14 protein-coding genes are annotated in these 16720 nt (G+C 51.3%); 2 read left to right on the top strand and 12 right to left on the bottom strand.

The features are described 5' to 3' along the window. Window positions 1–26 precede the first annotated feature (26 nt). Window positions 27–2576: a YbcC family protein gene (locus ACJ67_RS04720; RefSeq protein WP_053092883.1), complete on the top strand. Its 2550-nt coding sequence runs from the start codon at window positions 27–29 to the stop codon at window positions 2574–2576. A 94-nt stretch (window positions 2577–2670) separates the two neighbouring features. On the opposite strand, the gene ACJ67_RS04725 is transcribed toward ACJ67_RS04720, so the two are convergent. The 4 genes from ACJ67_RS04725 to ACJ67_RS04740 all read right to left on the bottom strand — a co-directional run bounded on the left by ACJ67_RS04725 (window position 2671) and on the right by ACJ67_RS04740 (window position 6490). Beyond that, window positions 2671–3366 (bottom strand): EAL domain-containing protein, encoded by a 696-nt coding sequence (locus ACJ67_RS04725; RefSeq protein WP_197080665.1) that lies wholly within the window; start codon window positions 3364–3366, stop codon window positions 2671–2673. 237 nt (window positions 3367–3603) lie between these two features. Next, window positions 3604–4413 (bottom strand): ferritin-like domain-containing protein, encoded by an 810-nt coding sequence (locus ACJ67_RS04730; RefSeq protein WP_049638091.1) that lies wholly within the window; start codon window positions 4411–4413, stop codon window positions 3604–3606. Next, window positions 4364–5812 carry a sensor histidine kinase gene (locus tag ACJ67_RS04735; protein ID WP_197080666.1) on the bottom strand — a complete coding sequence of 483 codons (1449 nt, stop codon included), beginning with the start codon at window positions 5810–5812 and terminating at the stop codon, window positions 4364–4366. The genes ACJ67_RS04730 and ACJ67_RS04735 overlap by 50 nt, the downstream gene beginning before the upstream one ends. Further along, on the bottom strand, window positions 5813–6490 hold the full coding sequence (locus ACJ67_RS04740) for a response regulator transcription factor (RefSeq protein WP_049638092.1): 678 nt from the start codon (window positions 6488–6490) through the stop codon (window positions 5813–5815). It lies immediately after the preceding gene. A gap of 190 nt (window positions 6491–6680) precedes the next feature. Between ACJ67_RS04740 and ACJ67_RS04745 the strand changes: the two genes are divergently transcribed. Further along, window positions 6681–6872 (top strand): hypothetical protein, encoded by a 192-nt coding sequence (locus ACJ67_RS04745; protein ID WP_231587255.1) that lies wholly within the window; start codon window positions 6681–6683, stop codon window positions 6870–6872. Window positions 6873–6996: 124 nt separating this feature from the next. On the opposite strand, the gene ACJ67_RS04750 is transcribed toward ACJ67_RS04745, so the two are convergent. From ACJ67_RS04750 to ACJ67_RS04785, 8 genes are all read right to left on the bottom strand, one after another. Further along, entirely contained in the window at window positions 6997–7881 is an 885-nt protein-coding gene (locus tag ACJ67_RS04750; protein WP_049638093.1) for an SMP-30/gluconolactonase/LRE family protein, read from the bottom strand. A gap of 8 nt (window positions 7882–7889) precedes the next feature. Next, window positions 7890–8474: a hypothetical protein gene (locus tag ACJ67_RS04755; RefSeq protein ID WP_049638094.1), complete on the bottom strand. Its 585-nt coding sequence runs from the start codon at window positions 8472–8474 to the stop codon at window positions 7890–7892. 37 nt (window positions 8475–8511) lie between these two features. Further along, window positions 8512–9726 (bottom strand): sorbosone dehydrogenase family protein, encoded by a 1215-nt coding sequence (locus ACJ67_RS04760; protein WP_049638095.1) that lies wholly within the window; start codon window positions 9724–9726, stop codon window positions 8512–8514. Next, a complete protein-coding gene (locus ACJ67_RS04765; RefSeq protein WP_156171646.1) occupies window positions 9723–11012 on the bottom strand; it encodes an NAD(P)/FAD-dependent oxidoreductase in 1290 nt (429 codons plus the stop codon). The genes ACJ67_RS04760 and ACJ67_RS04765 overlap by 4 nt, the downstream gene beginning before the upstream one ends. After that, window positions 11012–11368, bottom strand: coding sequence for a c-type cytochrome (locus tag ACJ67_RS04770; protein WP_049638096.1), 357 nt, complete (start codon window positions 11366–11368; stop codon window positions 11012–11014). The genes ACJ67_RS04765 and ACJ67_RS04770 overlap by 1 nt, the downstream gene beginning before the upstream one ends. 155 nt (window positions 11369–11523) lie before the next feature. Beyond that, window positions 11524–12009: an ankyrin repeat domain-containing protein gene (locus tag ACJ67_RS04775; protein WP_049638097.1), complete on the bottom strand. Its 486-nt coding sequence runs from the start codon at window positions 12007–12009 to the stop codon at window positions 11524–11526. 80 nt (window positions 12010–12089) lie between these two features. After that, window positions 12090–16001 carry a phosphoribosylformylglycinamidine synthase gene (purL, locus tag ACJ67_RS04780; RefSeq protein ID WP_049638098.1) on the bottom strand — a complete coding sequence of 1304 codons (3912 nt, stop codon included), beginning with the start codon at window positions 15999–16001 and terminating at the stop codon, window positions 12090–12092. 140 nt (window positions 16002–16141) lie between these two features. Further along, the gene (locus ACJ67_RS04785) at window positions 16142–16651 is read right to left on the bottom strand and encodes a PepSY domain-containing protein (RefSeq protein ID WP_053092884.1); all 510 of its coding nucleotides are present in this window, start codon (window positions 16649–16651) and stop codon (window positions 16142–16144) included. Between the last annotated feature and the right edge of the window lie 69 nt (window positions 16652–16720).

Consider the following 16720-nt stretch of genomic DNA (forward strand, 5'->3'; position numbering starts at 1 on the left):
CAATTCCCCTCATGATGGAGAAGAAAATGTTTTTTATTGAGGATCAGTTATTCCCACCACGTCGCAAATCGCCTCACCAGCCGTTGTCGGAGGCAGTCATCAGTCGCGCCTGCCAGCAGGCTTGCGATAGCATTGCACCGGCCTGGCCACTGGATCAGTCAATTGCCGTGAACCCGCACTGGCATCGTATACAGATGCCCTTGAGAACAGTGGCTGCCCGTATGGCAGTATTAGGAAAAGTGCAAGTGTTCCCCGAGCGGACTTACTTCTTGCAAGCCTGGCAGGTGGGCAGGGTGACGGCTGCTGACTTGACACAGGCCATGACACAACTTAATCACAACCGATTAACGATTGAAGACTGTGTGGCACATTTGTCTGATCCATTCAATTTACCGGCATTGCCTTTGCTGATTGATGTGCTCGACGATGATGCGCAACGTTTTCAGCGCCTGACCTGGCGTGACGCGATTACGCACCAGGTGAGCCAGGCCTGTGCTGCCTATTTTGACCAGGATCAGTCGGACTGGCAACCGCAACGTGAAGGTGGTTTATATCACTTTTGGCGAGAAATGATTGTGCATGACCATGGCATTGCCGTATTAATGGGCTTGCCCAATATTCATCAGTTTCTGGATTATTTACCGCTAACGCGTCAACAGGCGGAGCGTTGGGTGGTAGAAGCCTTAGGCATTAGCGAGCAGGTGTTGGCAGACTATTTTGAGGCAGTCTTGCTCACAGTGAATGGTTGGGCTTCCTGGTGTGCCTATCTGGCATGGCAAGCCAGGCTGCAAGGAAAGTCAGATGAATCCTTGCGGGATTTGCTGGCGATTCGCCTGGCTTGGGGTGTCATATTGATGCAATGCAAAGGGCTGAATGCGACAAACAGTGCCATCAAGGTCATCCAGCAGAAATGGCAGCATGCCTCCAGTTATATTCAGGAGGCCGAACAATCGCTTGTGATGGATGAAATCTGGCAGCTCGCCCTGGAGCAGGGGTATCAGCGAGTGTTAGCACAACAACTGCAACTGCCTATCCCTGCACCAGAGCCAGTGCCAGCGCCGCAGATTCAGGCGGCATTTTGTATTGATGTGCGCAGTGAACCTTTGCGTCGCGCGATCGAATCGTTCTCACCGCATGTGCAGACTTTGGGCGTGGCTGGTTTCTTTGGCTTGCCTATCGCCTACCAGCCTTTGGGTTCGGAGCAACAGCGGCCACAATTGCCGGGATTATTGGCCCCTCAGCTGCAGGTCGCTGATCAGGTGAAGCCAGCGCCAGCCAAACGACACCGCGCAGTGCAAACACAGGTAGCGCAATCATTACTGGATGCAGAAGTAAAGCGAAAACGGATCAGAAACTTTACTTTTGGCAACCAGCTCGCCCGCTTAAGTCAGTATCCATGCGCTGCGTTTTCGTTAGTGGAGAGTGCAGGCCCGATGTTCCTCAAGCCGCTCTGGTCATTGGTTCGGCCCAAGCGGCTAGCCAGGGTTTCCATGGATCACTATGGCTTGCCGCAAAAATATCGCTCGCTGACGCGGCCATTGCTGCAAGCCGTCAGCGTGGCAGAAAAAGCGGAAATCGCAGCACGCGTTCTGGGGAGTTTGGGCCTGATCAATGGCCTCGCACCCATGGTGTTGCTGGTTGGTCACGCGAGCCAAAGCCAAAATAACGCGCATGCCTCCAGCCTGGATTGCGGTGCCTGTTGCGGACAATCCGGTGAGGTCAACACGCGTGCGCTGGCTGCACTCCTGAATGATAGGGAACTCAGGGCCCAGCTTGCCAGTATCGGTGTCGATATTCCAGAAGAGACAGTGTTTGTGGCTGCCTTACACAATACTACGACACAAGAGGTTCAGGGCTTTGATCTGGAGGAGCTCTCGCCAGCCAAACGTCAGCAATGGCAACTCGCTGCTACGCTATTCGAGGCAGCTGGAGAGCAACTCAGGGCTCAGCCTGCATTGCCCCTCCAGCCGTTAAGCTCAGCAATGGATGCAACGACTTTGTTCAGGGCTTTCCGTCAACGGGCCAATGATGGTGCACAGACACGTCCAGAGTGGGGCTTGACGAATAACGCCGCATTCATCATGGCACCGCGGGCGCGCACCAAACATCTCAATCTCATCGGCCGCGCCTTTTTACATGAATATGACGAGCAGCTAGACCAGGATGGGCAACTACTGGAGCAGCTGATGACGGCACCCATGCTGGTCACACACTGGATCAACTGGCAATACCATGCTTCTACCTGCGAACCGGGTAAGTTTGGAAGTGGCAACAAGCTATTGCATAACGTGGTCGGCGGCAGGATTGGCGTGTTTGAGGGGAATGGGGGGGATCTCAGAATCGGTTTGTCGAAACAATCACTCCACAATGGTGAGCGCTGGATGCATGAGCCGCTAAGGCTCACGGTGTTGATTGTTGCCAGCCGGGCAAAAATAGCGCACATCATTGAAAAGCATGCGGCGGTTAGCCACCTGGTCAAGCATGGCTGGTTACATCTTTGGTGCGAAGAACATGGGCAACGCTGGCGTTATGTGGATGGGCAGTGGCAGACACTGGATCAGACAGTGTCAGTGTAGCCACAAGACTCAATGGTCGCCCAATCAATGGCGGCATGACCGAAGACTCACTCTCTTGTGGCAGTCGTTGGAAGATTGCCACAAGAGAGAGCTTTTAGTTAAGTTGAAAGCAGCTCTCGGGTACTGCAGGTAAGCCTTCAAACAACGGTTTGGCAAAGTAATAGCCCTGAAACAGATTCACACTGAAATCTACCAACACTTCCAGCTCTTGCCGAGTTTCTACCCCTTCTGAAATCACCTGAATTCCAAGTCCCTTGCAGACATCCAGAATACTTTTCACGATCAGTTGCTTGGTTTTGTTCTGGTCTATATCGCGAATCAGGTTCATATCCAGCTTGATAATGTCCGGTTGCCATTCTGCCAACAGGTTTAGGCCTGAGTAGCCTGCACCAAAATCGTCAATTGCTGTCAGGAACTGGTGTTTTTTGTATTCCGTAAAAATATTTTTCAAATGTGCGTGGTCCGTGATTTTTTCGGCTTCTGTCACTTCAAACATAATCCGTTTTTTATCAAATCCCAACGCATCACAAGCTGCCAGGGTAGATTGGATACAGTTTTCAGGGTTATAGACTGCATTTGGCAAAAAGTTGATAGATAAAATTTGTTCAAAATTCAGGCTGTGCGCAAGTTTAATGGCTTTAGACCGGATGATCTGGTCGAAACTGTGGATTTTGGACTCGTCAATTTGATCCAAAATAAAAGAGGCTGGTTCATTATTGAGACCGCGCACCAATGTTTCGTAACCCCAGATTTGTTGCTGTGAGAACGCCACAATTGGTTGAAAAGCCATTGAGAAATCAATACCAAGCTGTTGAGGGTTGCATTTTCCGCAATTCATTTTCTCACCTTTTATCCTGAACCTAAACGTCATGTGCCGCATGCGCGATAAACGCACAAACACATGCCATTTTAGTATAAGAATTTTATTGCGATAAATTGAAGTAGAGCAGACTTCTTGTATCAGTTCATTTCTTAGAGCATCATGACACTCAAGCTAGCGGACATTAGTCACCTTCTTGCCGGGAAATTAGGCTGTTCTGCCATTAAGATATTCAAGTTCAAGATCACTGAACCCCGCTAGTTTACGTGCTGTGATGTTGAATGGTGGTTTTAGTTTGGGCGCGTTAAATTGCAAACAGAGTTGATCAAACGTTTGCATCGGATTTAGGCTGCGTTGGTCACAAAGAAAATTGAACCAGCGGTTGCCTATCGTCACATGGCCGATTTCGTCGTGCAAAATAATATCCAGAATAGCAGCAGCTGCATGGTCGCCAGCCTGCTGCAGCTTCTGCTTCAGGGGCGGGGTGGCATCCAACCCGCGTGCCTCCAGCGTGCGGGGGACAAGCGCCATGCGTGCCAAGACATCAGACTGTGTTTTTTCCACCATCTCCCACAGGCTGTTATGACCATCAAAATCGCCATAATCAAATCCCAGGCTTTGCAGGTGCGTCCTAAGCAATGAAAAGTGGTAAGCCTCTTCTTTGGCGACCTGCAGCCAGTCGCGGTAATAGTCTGCTGGCATGCCTGTAAAGCGCCACACGGCATCCAAAGCGAGATTGATGGCGTTGAACTCGATATGTGCCAGCGCATGTATTAATGCAGCACGCCCTTCTGGCGTGTGCATGGCCCTGCGTTGGACATCTTTTGGCGGTACCAGTTGAGGTTTTGCGGGGCGGCCAGGAATGGCTTCGGTTGGCGCTGCGATAGTGAGTTGCGTATCCAGCAGCAGGGTGCCTGCCAAATCAGCCTCACACAGCGCATGAACCTGGCTACATTTTTGTTGGGGATCACTCAGGATCAGTGCTTTTAGGGCGAGGGTTCTCAGGCAAAGTGTCATCACGCTCGAATTTTACCGTGAATTGGCTGCCAATGTGATATCGAGTTGGATGCTCCAGTCCTGGTGTCACAGTGATGCTGGCATTGTGTTGCTCTGCGATTTCCGCCACTATCGCCAGTCCCAGGCCGCAGCCATTGCCCTGATTCGGGTCCAGGCGATGAAAGCGTTCAAAAATTAATTCTGTTTGGTCGCTGGGAATGCCTACTCCGCTATCAGTGACTTGTAATAGCAGATGTTGTCCCTCCTGCCAGAGGCGGATTTGTAACAGCCCCTGTTCTGGCGTGTACTGGATGGCGTTTTCGAGCAGGTTGTTGAGCATTTCAGACAGCATTAAAGCATCTCCCAGCACTTGATCCTGCTGGGCCTCAATCAGGACTTCCAGCTCCAGCTGTTTGTCCGCAGCCGGACCTACCCAGCGGGCGCATTCATCATATATCAGGCTGGTTAAAGACACAGGCTTGAAAACGTGCTGGCTGCTGGCAGCGTCAGTTCTCGCCAGGCTTAACAGGCGTTGGATCAAATGTGATAACCGCGTGGTGCTGCGCAGGATGTAATTCAAAGGTTCTTTCACCGCTTCGGGCGAAGTGCTTCTCAGCGCGAGTTCGGCTTGGGTTTGCAAGCCAGCGATGGGTGTACGTAACTGGTGAGACGCATCAGCGATAAATTGCTGTTGTTGCTGTATCCCTGCTTTCACCCGTGATAGCAAGGCATTCATGGCATGTAGCAATGGTTGTAACTCCAGGGGCGAGACAGTGGTGTCCAGGGGGCTTAGGTCTCGGTGAGAGCGTTGCAGCAAAGACTCCCGCAGATCTTGCATAGGTTTGAGAGCGAAGTGTATTCCCAATTCAATCACGATGGCCGCCAGGATCATCATCAGTATTTGCGGCAATAGCATTTCTTCTATCATTTCTGCCACCAGGGCATCGCGCTTGCCAGTGGTTTCTGCCATGGTAATCAATATATTCTTTGCATTGATAGCATTGCTTTCAGGTAGACCGAAAGTGACAGCGCGAATGGCCTCGTTTTTGTAGAAGCTATTGTAATAAACCTGCTGGTTACCACCGGGTGGCCTGCTGGGTGGGGGCAAATTGGCTTCACCAAAGACCAGCTTGCCGTCGGGGGCGCTGATACGGATATAAATACGGTCACCCTCGTTATAGCTGAGCAAGTGGCTCGTGACTTCCGGAATCTCGATTTTGACCTCATTGTTGGCATCAATGATGACTTCATCGGCCAGGGCGAGTACGGTGCGTAACAAGGCCTGGTCGTAAGCCTGTGTGGCGTAGAGCAGCGCGCGCGAATAGGACAGGGCAGCAGAGACACCTAGGACCAGCAACATGGTGAGCAACAACCACAGCCTTAGCTGGTTTTTAAGCGAACGGGGTCCGATGTTGATCATTTACACGCCGCTATGTGCTGCTTCCAGCATGTAACCGAGCCCGCGGACGGTACGGATATGCGCGCCACTGGGTTCAATTTTTTTTCGTAAACGGTGTACATATACTTCAATCGCATTGTCGCCCAAGGTTTCATCCCAATTACATAGGGATTCCATGATCTGCTCTTTGGCGATGATTTTTCCCATACGCATCATCAAAGTCTCCAGCAGGTTAATTTCACGTGCCGAGAGAGTGATAGGCTGGTCGTTGATGCTGGCCAGTTTATTGGCCACATCCAGTTTCAGGTTGCCGCATTGCAAGGGAAGATTGTTGCCCAGCTTGCTGCGACGGATCAGTGCACGTACACGTGCTTCAAGCTCCTCAAGGTGAAAGGGCTTGGTCAAAAAATCATCGGCCCCCAGGTCGAGTGCCTGTACACGGGTCGCGACATCTTCGCGCGCCGTTAATATCAAGACGGCAATTGGGTTGGCCTGTTGCCGCAAGTGTGACAACAGTTGCATGCCATCCATGGTCGGTAGCCCCAGATCCAGGATCACCAGGTCATAGACGTCATCCTGGATGGCCCGCAAAGCCTGTTTGCCATCAGTCACATGATCCACTGCATACTGAGACTGCCCTAAAGCCCGGACCAGTCCATTTGCAATGACCAAATCATCTTCCACTATTAATAGGCGCATCGCTGTTACCTGCTCGTTTCAATGCTGCCAGTTTACCTCAATGTCACCCGGTTTTTCGTGTTGTAAGTTTGCTGCAAGAAAGGCGTAAGTTAGCTGTAAGGGTAGGGGTGTATTGTGCAATCGTGGGCAGTGAGCCACTGCCGCATGTCAGATGAGCAACAGAGATTGAATGCGCAATCTTTAAGGAGCGATGATGAACAAACAGATATTGTTATTCATATCGGTATTGATTACTTCAGCCTTGGCAGTTGCAGGGACCAACCCTTCTCCGCACGACCAGTCTGAAATGCAAAAACATATGAAGTTCGCCAGACACGCTGTCGCGCAGCCAGCGGTCAACACCCAAAAGGAGGTTGACAAAAAAACTGCGCAAACCAAGTAACTGTGAAGTTGCCTTAGCACGCTGAATTCCCTGCAGCGTGTTGAGGCAATCAGCAGTTTCGTGTGTATCCTCTCACTTAACCACGCGCAAGCGTGGTTTTTTTTACCTGTCGTTTGGGGTGCAATTAACGCAAGTCGATAATATCGAGCTTGCCCGCTTTCATATCTGGTACCAGCAAATGATGGTCATCTTGCGTCAGGGCAATATCGGCTGCAGATTGATAGCCCTCTTTTATCAACGTGACTTTGTGCTGCGTATCGACACGGAATACTTTGCCATTCTTCCAGTCACTGATATAGATATTGCCATTGGCCTGTTTGACAATGCCGTCTGAGCCACCAAACCCACTCGCTATTTCGTGCAGCTGTTTAGTCAACTGGTTGTAGTTGTAAAGCACGCCCGAGCTGAAGTCGACCAATAACAGCTGTTCACCTTTAGCATCCGCCAGCAGGCCATTGGGGGCCAGGATGCGCGCATCAATATTGCCATCCAGTAACAGGCTTAATGTGCGTTGAGGCGTCACTTTGTAAATCGCACCGCCTTTGCCTGAGCCTAAAATATCGCCACTGTCACTGATATAAAGATTGCCATTGGCATCTGCGCTCAAATCATTTAAAAATTGCGGGACTTTTGGGAAGTCAGTGGCTGCCAGAAACACTTCGGCACTGGCTGCTGGCTGATTCAAGGCCATGCGCAACACGCGTGATTTATCAGCAATATACAAATCGTTGCCGATGATCACTAAACCTTTTGGGTCATCTAGTCCCTTGACCAGCACAGAGATTTTTCCATGATCAATGACGCGAATCTGGCCATCGCCATCCTGGCCAAATCCATTGATTTCTGACACATAAATTTTACCATTTGCCGCTTGTACCACAGATTCCGGTGTCAATAAGCCGCTAAGTGGTTCCGGGCCTTGTGCCTGACTGTGGCCAGCGAACATCATGAACAAAGCCGCTAGTGCGGAAGAAAGCATTGTATGGCGCTGATGAGCGTTAAACAACATAAACACTCCTAGAAAAAGGCTTTCGGTTGAGACAGTGTATTGATACTGTTGCATAAGGCCTGGTAAGTTTGTACAGGTGCTTGTTCGACCGATTGCTGGAAGACCGGGCTTTTTTGCAACTGTTGGATCACCTGGTCAAACGCCTGCTGGTAAGATTGATGGGCCGAATGCTCGACATTGAATGTGAGCCAGCCACGGGATTGGCCTTCACCTTTTACCGTCATCAGTGGTTTGCCCAAGGCACTGTCCGCGCCGGGCGTGTTATATACTTTGGCGGTGATTTCGCTGTAAAAAACGCCTGTTTGCGGATTGTAGAACATGTTGGGTTCAATCACGACCAGCGCCTGACCTTTGGCTTCTGCCTCGCAACTAGAGGTTGCAAAGTTTTGTGCCTGAAAGCTGCTTAGCCCAGTATTTTCTGCTGCTTCAGCACGGTTATGCCAATAGTTGATATAAGGGTGTAGCAGTCGTACTGGATGCTGGTAAAAAGCTTCTGGCACCTGTATCACCAGGGAGGGTTGCGTACCAGCCTGGCTCATACTCATCCAGCCCAGGCAAAGCACGCTGCTGATCGATAATAAAATACGTTTCATTATTTGCTCCTGAAATATCTCATTGCCATCAAGGCTATTATTGGGTACTGCGTATCCGGTAAATCCAGCCTGTCAGATCGTCGGAAACATATAGCCAGCCATCGGCACCGACAATCACGTCTACTGGACGTCCCCAGGCTTGTTTTCCTTCTAGCCAGCCACTCACTAATGGGACGGCTGTAACTGGCTGTTGGTTCCTGAATTGTACACGTAGCAAGGCGTAGCCGCTGGGTTGTTTGCGGTTCCAGGAGCCATGCAGTGCGATGACGGCATCCTGTTGCATGTCTGCTGGCAAGCGGCTTTTAGCCAGAAAGGTGATGCCGATGGGCGTACTATGCGCGGGCAAGGTCAGCGCAGGTGCCTGCGCTTGCTGGCAAATATCCGGTTCTCCGGTAAAGTTGGGGTCCTGGAAGAGTTGTCCGGGCCGGTCTGGGAGCCCCCAGCAATAGGGCCAGCCATAGTGTTTTCCAGCCTCGATTTTATTCAGGTGTTCCGGCGGCAGGTCATCATGAATGCTGCCATTTTTAGCAGCGCTTCGATTATCTGCGCCATTATTGGTGGCGAACATATCGCCTGTGTCGGGATGCCAGATAAAGCCTTGACTGTTACGTAATCCGGTGGCCCAAATAGCGCTCTGTGCGTGGCGGCCAACGGTAAGCAATGCGCCAGCAGGGCGACCGTCTGCACTATAACGCAATAGGGTGCCGCGCACAGGATTATCCTCTACACAGACATTACAGCTAGAGCCAACATTGATGAAAATATAGCCATCCGGCGAGACTTTGACTGTTTTCAGGCTATGCCCACCACTGGGCAGGTTGCGGATAAACGGTTGTGGCGCTGCCCAGCCCTCTCCCTGCCTGGCCAGTTTAACCACACCGGTTTGTTCGGCCACCAGCAGGTCTTCTCCAAGTAATGCCAGTCCGTGGGGCGCGTTCAGGCCTTGTGCAATGATCTCTGCCTTGCCTTCCTCGTCAAGGCGCAAAACGCGGCCGGTATCTGACAGGCTCACGAGTAATCTTCCGTGAGCATCCAGTGCCAGCATGCGAGGAGAGCCCCAGTGGCTGACATCGCTGAAACGTTCAATTCTGAGTCCGGCAGGTACTTCCAGCTTTGCCAGGGCTGTATTGACTTCCTGCGTTTGCGCCATCGCATAATGCAAGCCAATCGCCATACACAAGCCTGCCAGCCCGATGAATAAAAACCGGGAAACTTTGCTGACGGCAGAGATCTGGATGCGCGCCGCGGTCATGTCAGTGTCTCCGCCCAGATATTTTGTGCCCAGGCCTGTGCATATTCACCTTCCTGCAGCGAGGCTTTGGCAGACACACCACCGCCTTCAGCCGAGACCATGAATTTTTTGGCCGGATCGTAGCGGTATACATTGGCCACATGCATGGCTTGTTGGTCATCGACAAAGCTGTAACAAGTATTGGCAAACACGGGCAACAGGTTAGGGCCGTGACCGGATTGGAGATCAATGATGGCTGCTGCGCATACTTTCGCATGCGAGGTTGCCATATGGGCAGACTTCGGTAACCCTGCCGAAATGCTGTCCCCGATAATATGCACATCTGGTTGCAGAGTGGATGCATAGGTCACAAAGTCAACTTCGCACCAGCGGTTATCGACATTATTAAGCCCGGCCACTTGCGCTACTTTGCCCGCCAACTGTGGTGGGATCACATTGAGAACATCGGCCTTGACTGTTTCAAAGTCGGTTTTGATGGTTTTGCTGCTGGTGTCGAGTTGTAAAATCTCGCTGTTGTTATGGTATTCAATCATGCCCTGATAAGCCCCATTAAAACTTTGCAGGAATAGTCCTTTTTTCGAGACAATATCGGCGTTCGCATCCAGGATAATCACTTTGCTGCGCGGTTTGCGTTGCTTGAAGTAATGTGCCACTTGGCAGGCACGTTCATAAGGACCAGGCGGGCAGCGGTAAGCGCCACTGGGGACGGTCATGACAAACACGCCACCATCCGGCATGCTTTCCAGTTGCTGCCGCAATTGCAAGGTTTGCTTCCCTGCTTTCCAGGCATGCGGGATATTCTCTACAGGGGCAGGCATCCCGGGAATCTTGCTGTAGTTGAAATCAACACCGGGCGCCAGTACTAGCCGGTCATAGCTGAGGCTACCCCGCGTGAGTGTGACCTGCTTGTTCGCCATGTCGACGGCCATCACGCTATCCCGTATCCAGTGCAGATCATGCTGCTTGCGCGCGATGTCATAGCTGAAGCTCAGCTGGTCCAAGGTGCGGCTACCACCCAGCACCAGATTGCTTTGCGGGCAGGAGATAAATTGCGGATTGGGTTCAATAAGGGTGACTTTGAGGTTGCCCATACTCCACTCGCGCAGGTATTTGGCTGCGGTCAGACCGGCAAATCCTGCGCCGACCACCACCACGTGGCCCAAAGGCGGTTTGCTGGCACGTGCAAAAGCTGGCAAACCATAAAAAGCGAGTCCGCCATAAATGACTGAACGTACGAATGTCCTGCGAGCAGGAACAGGCTGTCCGGTGATCTTCTGCATCGCCATTATTGTGCTCCCAGAAATGATTGGTGCGGCAAAGGTTGCGGTGTTTGCCTAGGTTGCTGCGCAAAAAAGGCCGCCAGTGCAGTGATTTCCTCTGTGGTCAAACCTTTGGCGTGATGATGCATCACAGTCGCGCTGACAGAGCCATCTTTAAAGCCCTGCATGCGCTGGATAAAATATTGCTGGTTGAGCGCAGCCAGCGTCGGGGTGCCACCCAGGCTATTGCCATTGGGGCCATGGCACGCAGCACAAGAGGCTGCCAGGGTGCGGATGCTGGTCATGGCAAGCTCTTCTGCCTGTGCCGGGAACATGGCCAAGGTAAAACAAACCCATACAAGTGTGACAGTGAAACGTTGCATGCTTCCCCCAGATGATTGTTTGAGATGTCACATTATTCTAAACAGATGGCAGTGGCGTGCGTGACTATGGTTACATTGATCACGGCAAATTAAAAGAAAAACGGCCATGAATCTCATGACCGTTTTGCATTGACATCGCTATTACTCACAAGCGATTAAAAGCATTTTTCTTCCTGGCAACCATCATTCTTGGTACCCAGTTGTGTCAGTAAATCTACCATTTTCTGATTGCCTTCCTCTTTGAAGTAACGCACCAGAGAAACATCGCCTTTAAGTTTGACGTTCACATCGGCGCCTACTGAAGCCAGGTATTTCATGGTTTCGGTGTCGCCGATAAAGGCGGACATGTGGAAAGCGGTATTGTGACTGGCTGGGTGTACGTAGTTCAGGTCAGCACCTTTGGAAACCAGATATTTCACCACGTCAATCTTTCCCTTAGAGGCTGCCATTTGTAGCGGTTCCCAGGCAAAGAATTTTTGTTTGACCAGGCTAGGATCGGCCTCGACAAATTTTTTAACCACTTTCACGTTGCCACCGGTAAGGGCCTCGGTAAACTCCATATATTCCTCATCGGACAATGCAAATGCCTGCAAGGCAAATGACAGTGAGAACAAGGCCACTAAAAACTTAACTGATTTCATAATCTCTCCAAACACCTGATTTCATTTTTAAAAATAACAACTTTGTTTTAATGGCGAAACCATCAAATCTATGGCTCCGCTTAACTCACAAACTTGCGTGCGTTACGGAACATGCGCATCCACGGGCCATCTTCTTGCCACCCGTCAGGATGCCAGGAGTGTTGCACCGTCCTGAATACACGTTCCGGATGCGGCATCATGATGCTGAAACGACCGTCTTGCGTCGTAAAACCAGTCAAGCCTTGAAGTGAGCCATTAGGGTTGAACGGATAAACTTCGGTCGCTTGCGCGGCATGATCCACATAACGCACAGTTGCCAGTTGCTGTTGTAGCACACTTGTGACCATGCTGGCATCAGTAAATTCCGTAAAACCTTCACCATGAGCCACTGCAATCGGCATACGGCTACCGGCCATGCCATCAAAGAAGATGGAAGGTGAAGATAAAATCTCAACCAACGCGACACGCGCTTCAAATTGCTCAGACTTGTTACGCACAAAATGTGGCCAGTGATCGGCACCTGGAATAATGCTGTGCAGGTTGCTCATCATCTGGCAACCGTTACAGACGCCCAGTGCGAATGTATCAGCGCGGTTAAAGAACGCGCTGAATTCATCACGTGCACGGCTGTTGAACAGAATGGACTTGGCCCAGCCTTCGCCAGCGCCAAGAACATCCCCGTAAGAGAACCCACCGCAGGCGACCAGGCCAGCAAAGTCCTTCAGTGACACGCGGCCACTGATCACGTCACTCATATGTACATCTACGCTGTTAAAACCGGCGCGGTCAAAGGCGGCCGCCATTTCGGTCTGGCCATTGACACCTTGCTCACGCAAAATCGCCATATTCGGACGTTTCCCCGTGTTGATATATGGCGCAGCAATATTGTCGTTAAGATCAAATGTTAGGTGGGCATGCAGGCCGGCATCGTTTGCATTGAGGATGCGGTCGTATTCCTGCTGTGCGCAAATCGGGTTGTCGCGCAGGCTTTGCATGCGGTAAGTCGTTTCAGACCACATACGGTGCAAATCAATGCGGGAAGCGTTGTACTGCATATTACCGTGTGTGATGGCAATATCATGGCCGGCATTGACGTGGCCAATGCGATGGACGCAGGCACCGAGCGCCTGTTCCAGTTGAGCGGTCACTGTGCTTGCATCTTCAGCACGTACTTGTATCACTGCACCCAGTTCTTCGTTAAACAGGATGCTAATCGTGTCGCCTTTCAGGCTCGATAAGTCAGCATTGAGGCCACAATGACCGGCAAAAGCCATCTCTGCCAAGGTCACGTAGAGGCCGCCATCAGAGCGATCGTGGTAAGCGAGTAGCTTGCCATCACTGTTAAGTTGCTGGATAGCAGCAAAAAATGCTTTTAGCTGTGCAGGCTGATCAACGTCAGGCACGGCATTGCCGAGTTGTTTGTAGACCTGTGCCAGTGCCGAGCCGCCCATGCGGTTGCGGCCATTACCAAGGTCGATCAGGATGAGCTCGCTGTCGCCCAAATCGGTGCGTAGTTGCGGTGTCAATGTCTTGCGCACATCTGGGGTATTGGCAAACGCGGAAATTACCAGCGAGATAGGCGCAGTGACGGCCTTGTTTTCACCGTTGTCTTGCCACACTGTTTTCATGCTCATGGAGTCTTTGCCGACCGGTATGCTGATCCCAAGTGCTGGACACAACTCCATGCCGACAGTTTTGACGGTGGCGTATAAGGCGGCATCCTCACCAGCATGACCGGCGGGGGCCATCCAGTTGGCAGACAGTTTGAGGTTGCCGATGTCGCTAATAGCTGCAGCGGCAATATTGGTGATGGCTTCACCAATCGCCATGCGGCCGGAAGCCGGTGCATCAATCAGCGCCAGCGGGGCTTTTTCGCCAATGGCAAATGCCTCGCCGATATTGGTTTCAAACCCGGCACAGGTCACGGCCACGTTGCTGACTGGCACTTGCCAGGGGCCGACCATCTGGTCGCGCGCAATCAGGCCTGTTACGCTACGGTCACCAATGGTGATCAGGAAGGTTTTGTCCGCCACGCCAGGCAGGCGCAGGACGCGTGCCACGGCATCGTTCAGGTCGATGTTGCTGGTATCAAAGGCTGGCAATGCTTTTTGTACTGATTTGACATCACGCAGCATTTTTGGCGGTTTGCCCAGCAGTACTGAGAGTTCCATATCCACTGGTTTATTGTCAAAGTGCGTGTCTTCCACAGTTAAATGGCGCTCTTTTGTCGTCACACCAACGACCGCGAACGGGCAGCGTTCCCGCTTACAAATCGCCTCAAACAATGGTAACTGGTCTTGCGTGACGGCAAGCACATAACGCTCCTGGGCTTCGTTACTCCACAACTCGCGCGGGCTCATGCCAGGCTCTTCGTTATGCACATCACGTAACTGGAACACGGCACCGACTTTGGCGTCGTTCACCAGTTCAGGGAAGGCGTTGGAAATACCACCGGCACCGACGTCATGAATGCTCAGGATGGGGTTCTTGTCGCCCATCTGCCAGCAACGGTCTATCACTTCTTGCGCACGGCGTTGCAGTTCAGGGTTGCCGCGTTGTACTGAATCAAAATCCAGGTTTTCGGTATTGGCACCAGTGTCCATACTCGAAGCCGCACCGCCGCCCAGGCCGATCAGCATGGCTGGGCCACCCAGCTGAATCAATGCGGAACCTGGAGGAATACTGTTTTTATGACTATGGCTATCGGAAATATTACCGACACCACCGGCCAGCATGATCGGCTTGTGGTAGCCACGCACTTCTGTTTTACCATCGGCACCGGTGGTTTCCAGTTCAAAGGTGCGGAAATAACCGGCAATATTAGGACGGCCAAATTCATTGTTGTAAGCCGCGCCACCCAGTGGGCCATCTATCATGATTTGCAATGGGCTGGCGATACGGCCAGGCTTGCCGTAATTGGATTCCCATGGTTGTTTGAAATCTGGCAGGTTGAGGTTGGAGACTGAAAAACCGGTTAAACCTGCTTTAGGCTTGGAGCCTATGCCAGTCGCACCTTCATCACGAATCTCGCCACCTGCACCGGTAGCTGCACCGGCAAATGGGGAGATCGCAGTCGGGTGGTTATGCGTTTCTACCTTCATCAGGTAGTGCATATTGTCTTCTACAAACTGGTAACTCTGGTCGGCAGCAGGGTAAAAGCGTTTGGTTTTCTGGCCTTGCACAATCGAAGAGTTATCCGAGTAGGCGACCACGGTGCTACCTGGATTCAGTTTGTGTGTGTTGCGGATCATGTTGAACAGTGAGAGCTCTTGCTGTACGCCATCAATCACCCAGTCGGCATTGAAAATCTTGTGGCGGCAATGCTCGGAGTTAGCCTGGGCAAACATCATGAGTTCCACGTCCGTTGGATTGCGGCCCATCTTGCGGTAGTTTTCCAACAGGTAATCCACTTCGTCTGGAGACAAAGCCAGCCCCATGTCGTTGTTGGCGGCTTCAAGCGCTGCTTTGCCACCAGCGAGAATGTCAATGCTGGAGAGTGGTTTGGGATCGGCGTGATGATACAGTTTTTCGGCATCGGCCAGGCTGTAGACGATGGTCTCTGTCATACGGTCCTGGATGGCCGCACGTAAAGCCTGTTTTTCGCCGTCTGTCAGTGGTGCGCCATTTGTGGTCGTCACGTAGTAAGCAATACCGCGCTCCAAGCGCAGCAAGTTGCCCAATCCACAGTTATGGGCAATATCGGTCGCACGTGAGGCCCAGGGGGAAATGGTGCCTATGCGAGGTATGACCAGCAGCAGTTCACCGCTCGGGGATTCAATGTCCGTTTTCGGGCCGTAAGTCAAGATTTGGCGCAGCGTGTCTTGCTCAGTCGTGCTCAGTGCAGTTTCGCTAAAAGCAAAATGCACAAATTCGGTATAAATATGGGCGATATTCGGTGCGCTGGTGTTGAGGACGCTATACAGTTTATCGAGACGGAATTGCGAGAGGGCGGCGCTGCCGCGCAGGCTTAAAAATTGCGCTTGACTGGACATGAGGCGGTTGGATTTTTCATTGAAAATTCAAACGGCTATTTTAACAGAAAGCGCGTCTGAGATCGAATGCGCTAAAGTGCTCACCCAAATAAAAACAGCAACCCAAAGGTTGCTGTTTTTTTGAGCACCAGATCAAAGAATTAATCTTTTCCGATTTCGTAGACTTCTTCTTCAGTTTCACCGATTTTACCGGTAATGGCGTCTACTTCTACTTCAACCTCTTTGCCATTGGCTTGCTTGATATCAAATTCATAGACCGGGTTTCCATTTTCCAGCTCATATTCAATGCTCTCGACTTCACCTGGGTACTTGTCCAGGGCTGTTTTCTTAGCCTGTTCCATCGTCACTTTGGCTTTGGACTTGAATTCGTCGCTATTGGGATCCACGTCCACTTCTTCTTCAAACACTTTGCCGGTTTTGGCTTCGCACTCGACTTCCCACTCTTTGCCATCAGTACCTACGATATCAAATTCATATATCGCGCCGCGACCTTTTTCGATTTCAGCTTCCAGAGAAATTACTTTGCCGGGGTGTTTGGCAAGAGCCGCTTTCATGCATTTTTCCATCGGACCATTGTGTGCATGATTGTTGGCAAATGCAGGCATACTGAATAGCGTGGCGAGCGTGACAAGCAGTATTTTTTTATTCATGGCAACCATCTCCTTGGGTGAGTAAGGTGAAATTTTCACTTATCAGTATAGTATATTATCACGGAGATG

The sequence above is a fragment of the Methylophilus sp. TWE2 genome (assembly GCF_001183865.1).
Classification (GTDB): Bacteria; Pseudomonadota; Gammaproteobacteria; order Burkholderiales; family Methylophilaceae; genus Methylophilus.

Coding starts and splice junctions, on each gene's coding strand:
- ACJ67_RS04720 (WP_053092883.1), top strand. CDS start 27: ATGTTTTTTATTGAGGATCAGTTATTCCCACCACGTCGCAAATCGCCT.
- ACJ67_RS04725 (WP_197080665.1), bottom strand. CDS start 3,366: ATGGCTTTTCAACCAATTGTGGCGTTCTCACAGCAACAAATCTGGGGT.
- ACJ67_RS04730 (WP_049638091.1), bottom strand. CDS start 4,413: ATGACACTTTGCCTGAGAACCCTCGCCCTAAAAGCACTGATCCTGAGT.
- ACJ67_RS04735 (WP_197080666.1), bottom strand. CDS start 5,812: ATGATCAACATCGGACCCCGTTCGCTTAAAAACCAGCTAAGGCTGTGG.
- ACJ67_RS04740 (WP_049638092.1), bottom strand. CDS start 6,490: ATGCGCCTATTAATAGTGGAAGATGATTTGGTCATTGCAAATGGACTG.
- ACJ67_RS04745 (WP_231587255.1), top strand. CDS start 6,681: ATGATGAACAAACAGATATTGTTATTCATATCGGTATTGATTACTTCA.
- ACJ67_RS04750 (WP_049638093.1), bottom strand. CDS start 7,881: ATGTTGTTTAACGCTCATCAGCGCCATACAATGCTTTCTTCCGCACTA.
- ACJ67_RS04755 (WP_049638094.1), bottom strand. CDS start 8,474: ATGAAACGTATTTTATTATCGATCAGCAGCGTGCTTTGCCTGGGCTGG.
- ACJ67_RS04760 (WP_049638095.1), bottom strand. CDS start 9,726: ATGACCGCGGCGCGCATCCAGATCTCTGCCGTCAGCAAAGTTTCCCGG.
- ACJ67_RS04765 (WP_156171646.1), bottom strand. CDS start 11,012: ATGGCGATGCAGAAGATCACCGGACAGCCTGTTCCTGCTCGCAGGACA.
- ACJ67_RS04770 (WP_049638096.1), bottom strand. CDS start 11,368: ATGCAACGTTTCACTGTCACACTTGTATGGGTTTGTTTTACCTTGGCC.
- ACJ67_RS04775 (WP_049638097.1), bottom strand. CDS start 12,009: ATGAAATCAGTTAAGTTTTTAGTGGCCTTGTTCTCACTGTCATTTGCC.
- purL (WP_049638098.1), bottom strand. CDS start 16,001: ATGTCCAGTCAAGCGCAATTTTTAAGCCTGCGCGGCAGCGCCGCCCTC.
- ACJ67_RS04785 (WP_053092884.1), bottom strand. CDS start 16,651: ATGAATAAAAAAATACTGCTTGTCACGCTCGCCACGCTATTCAGTATG.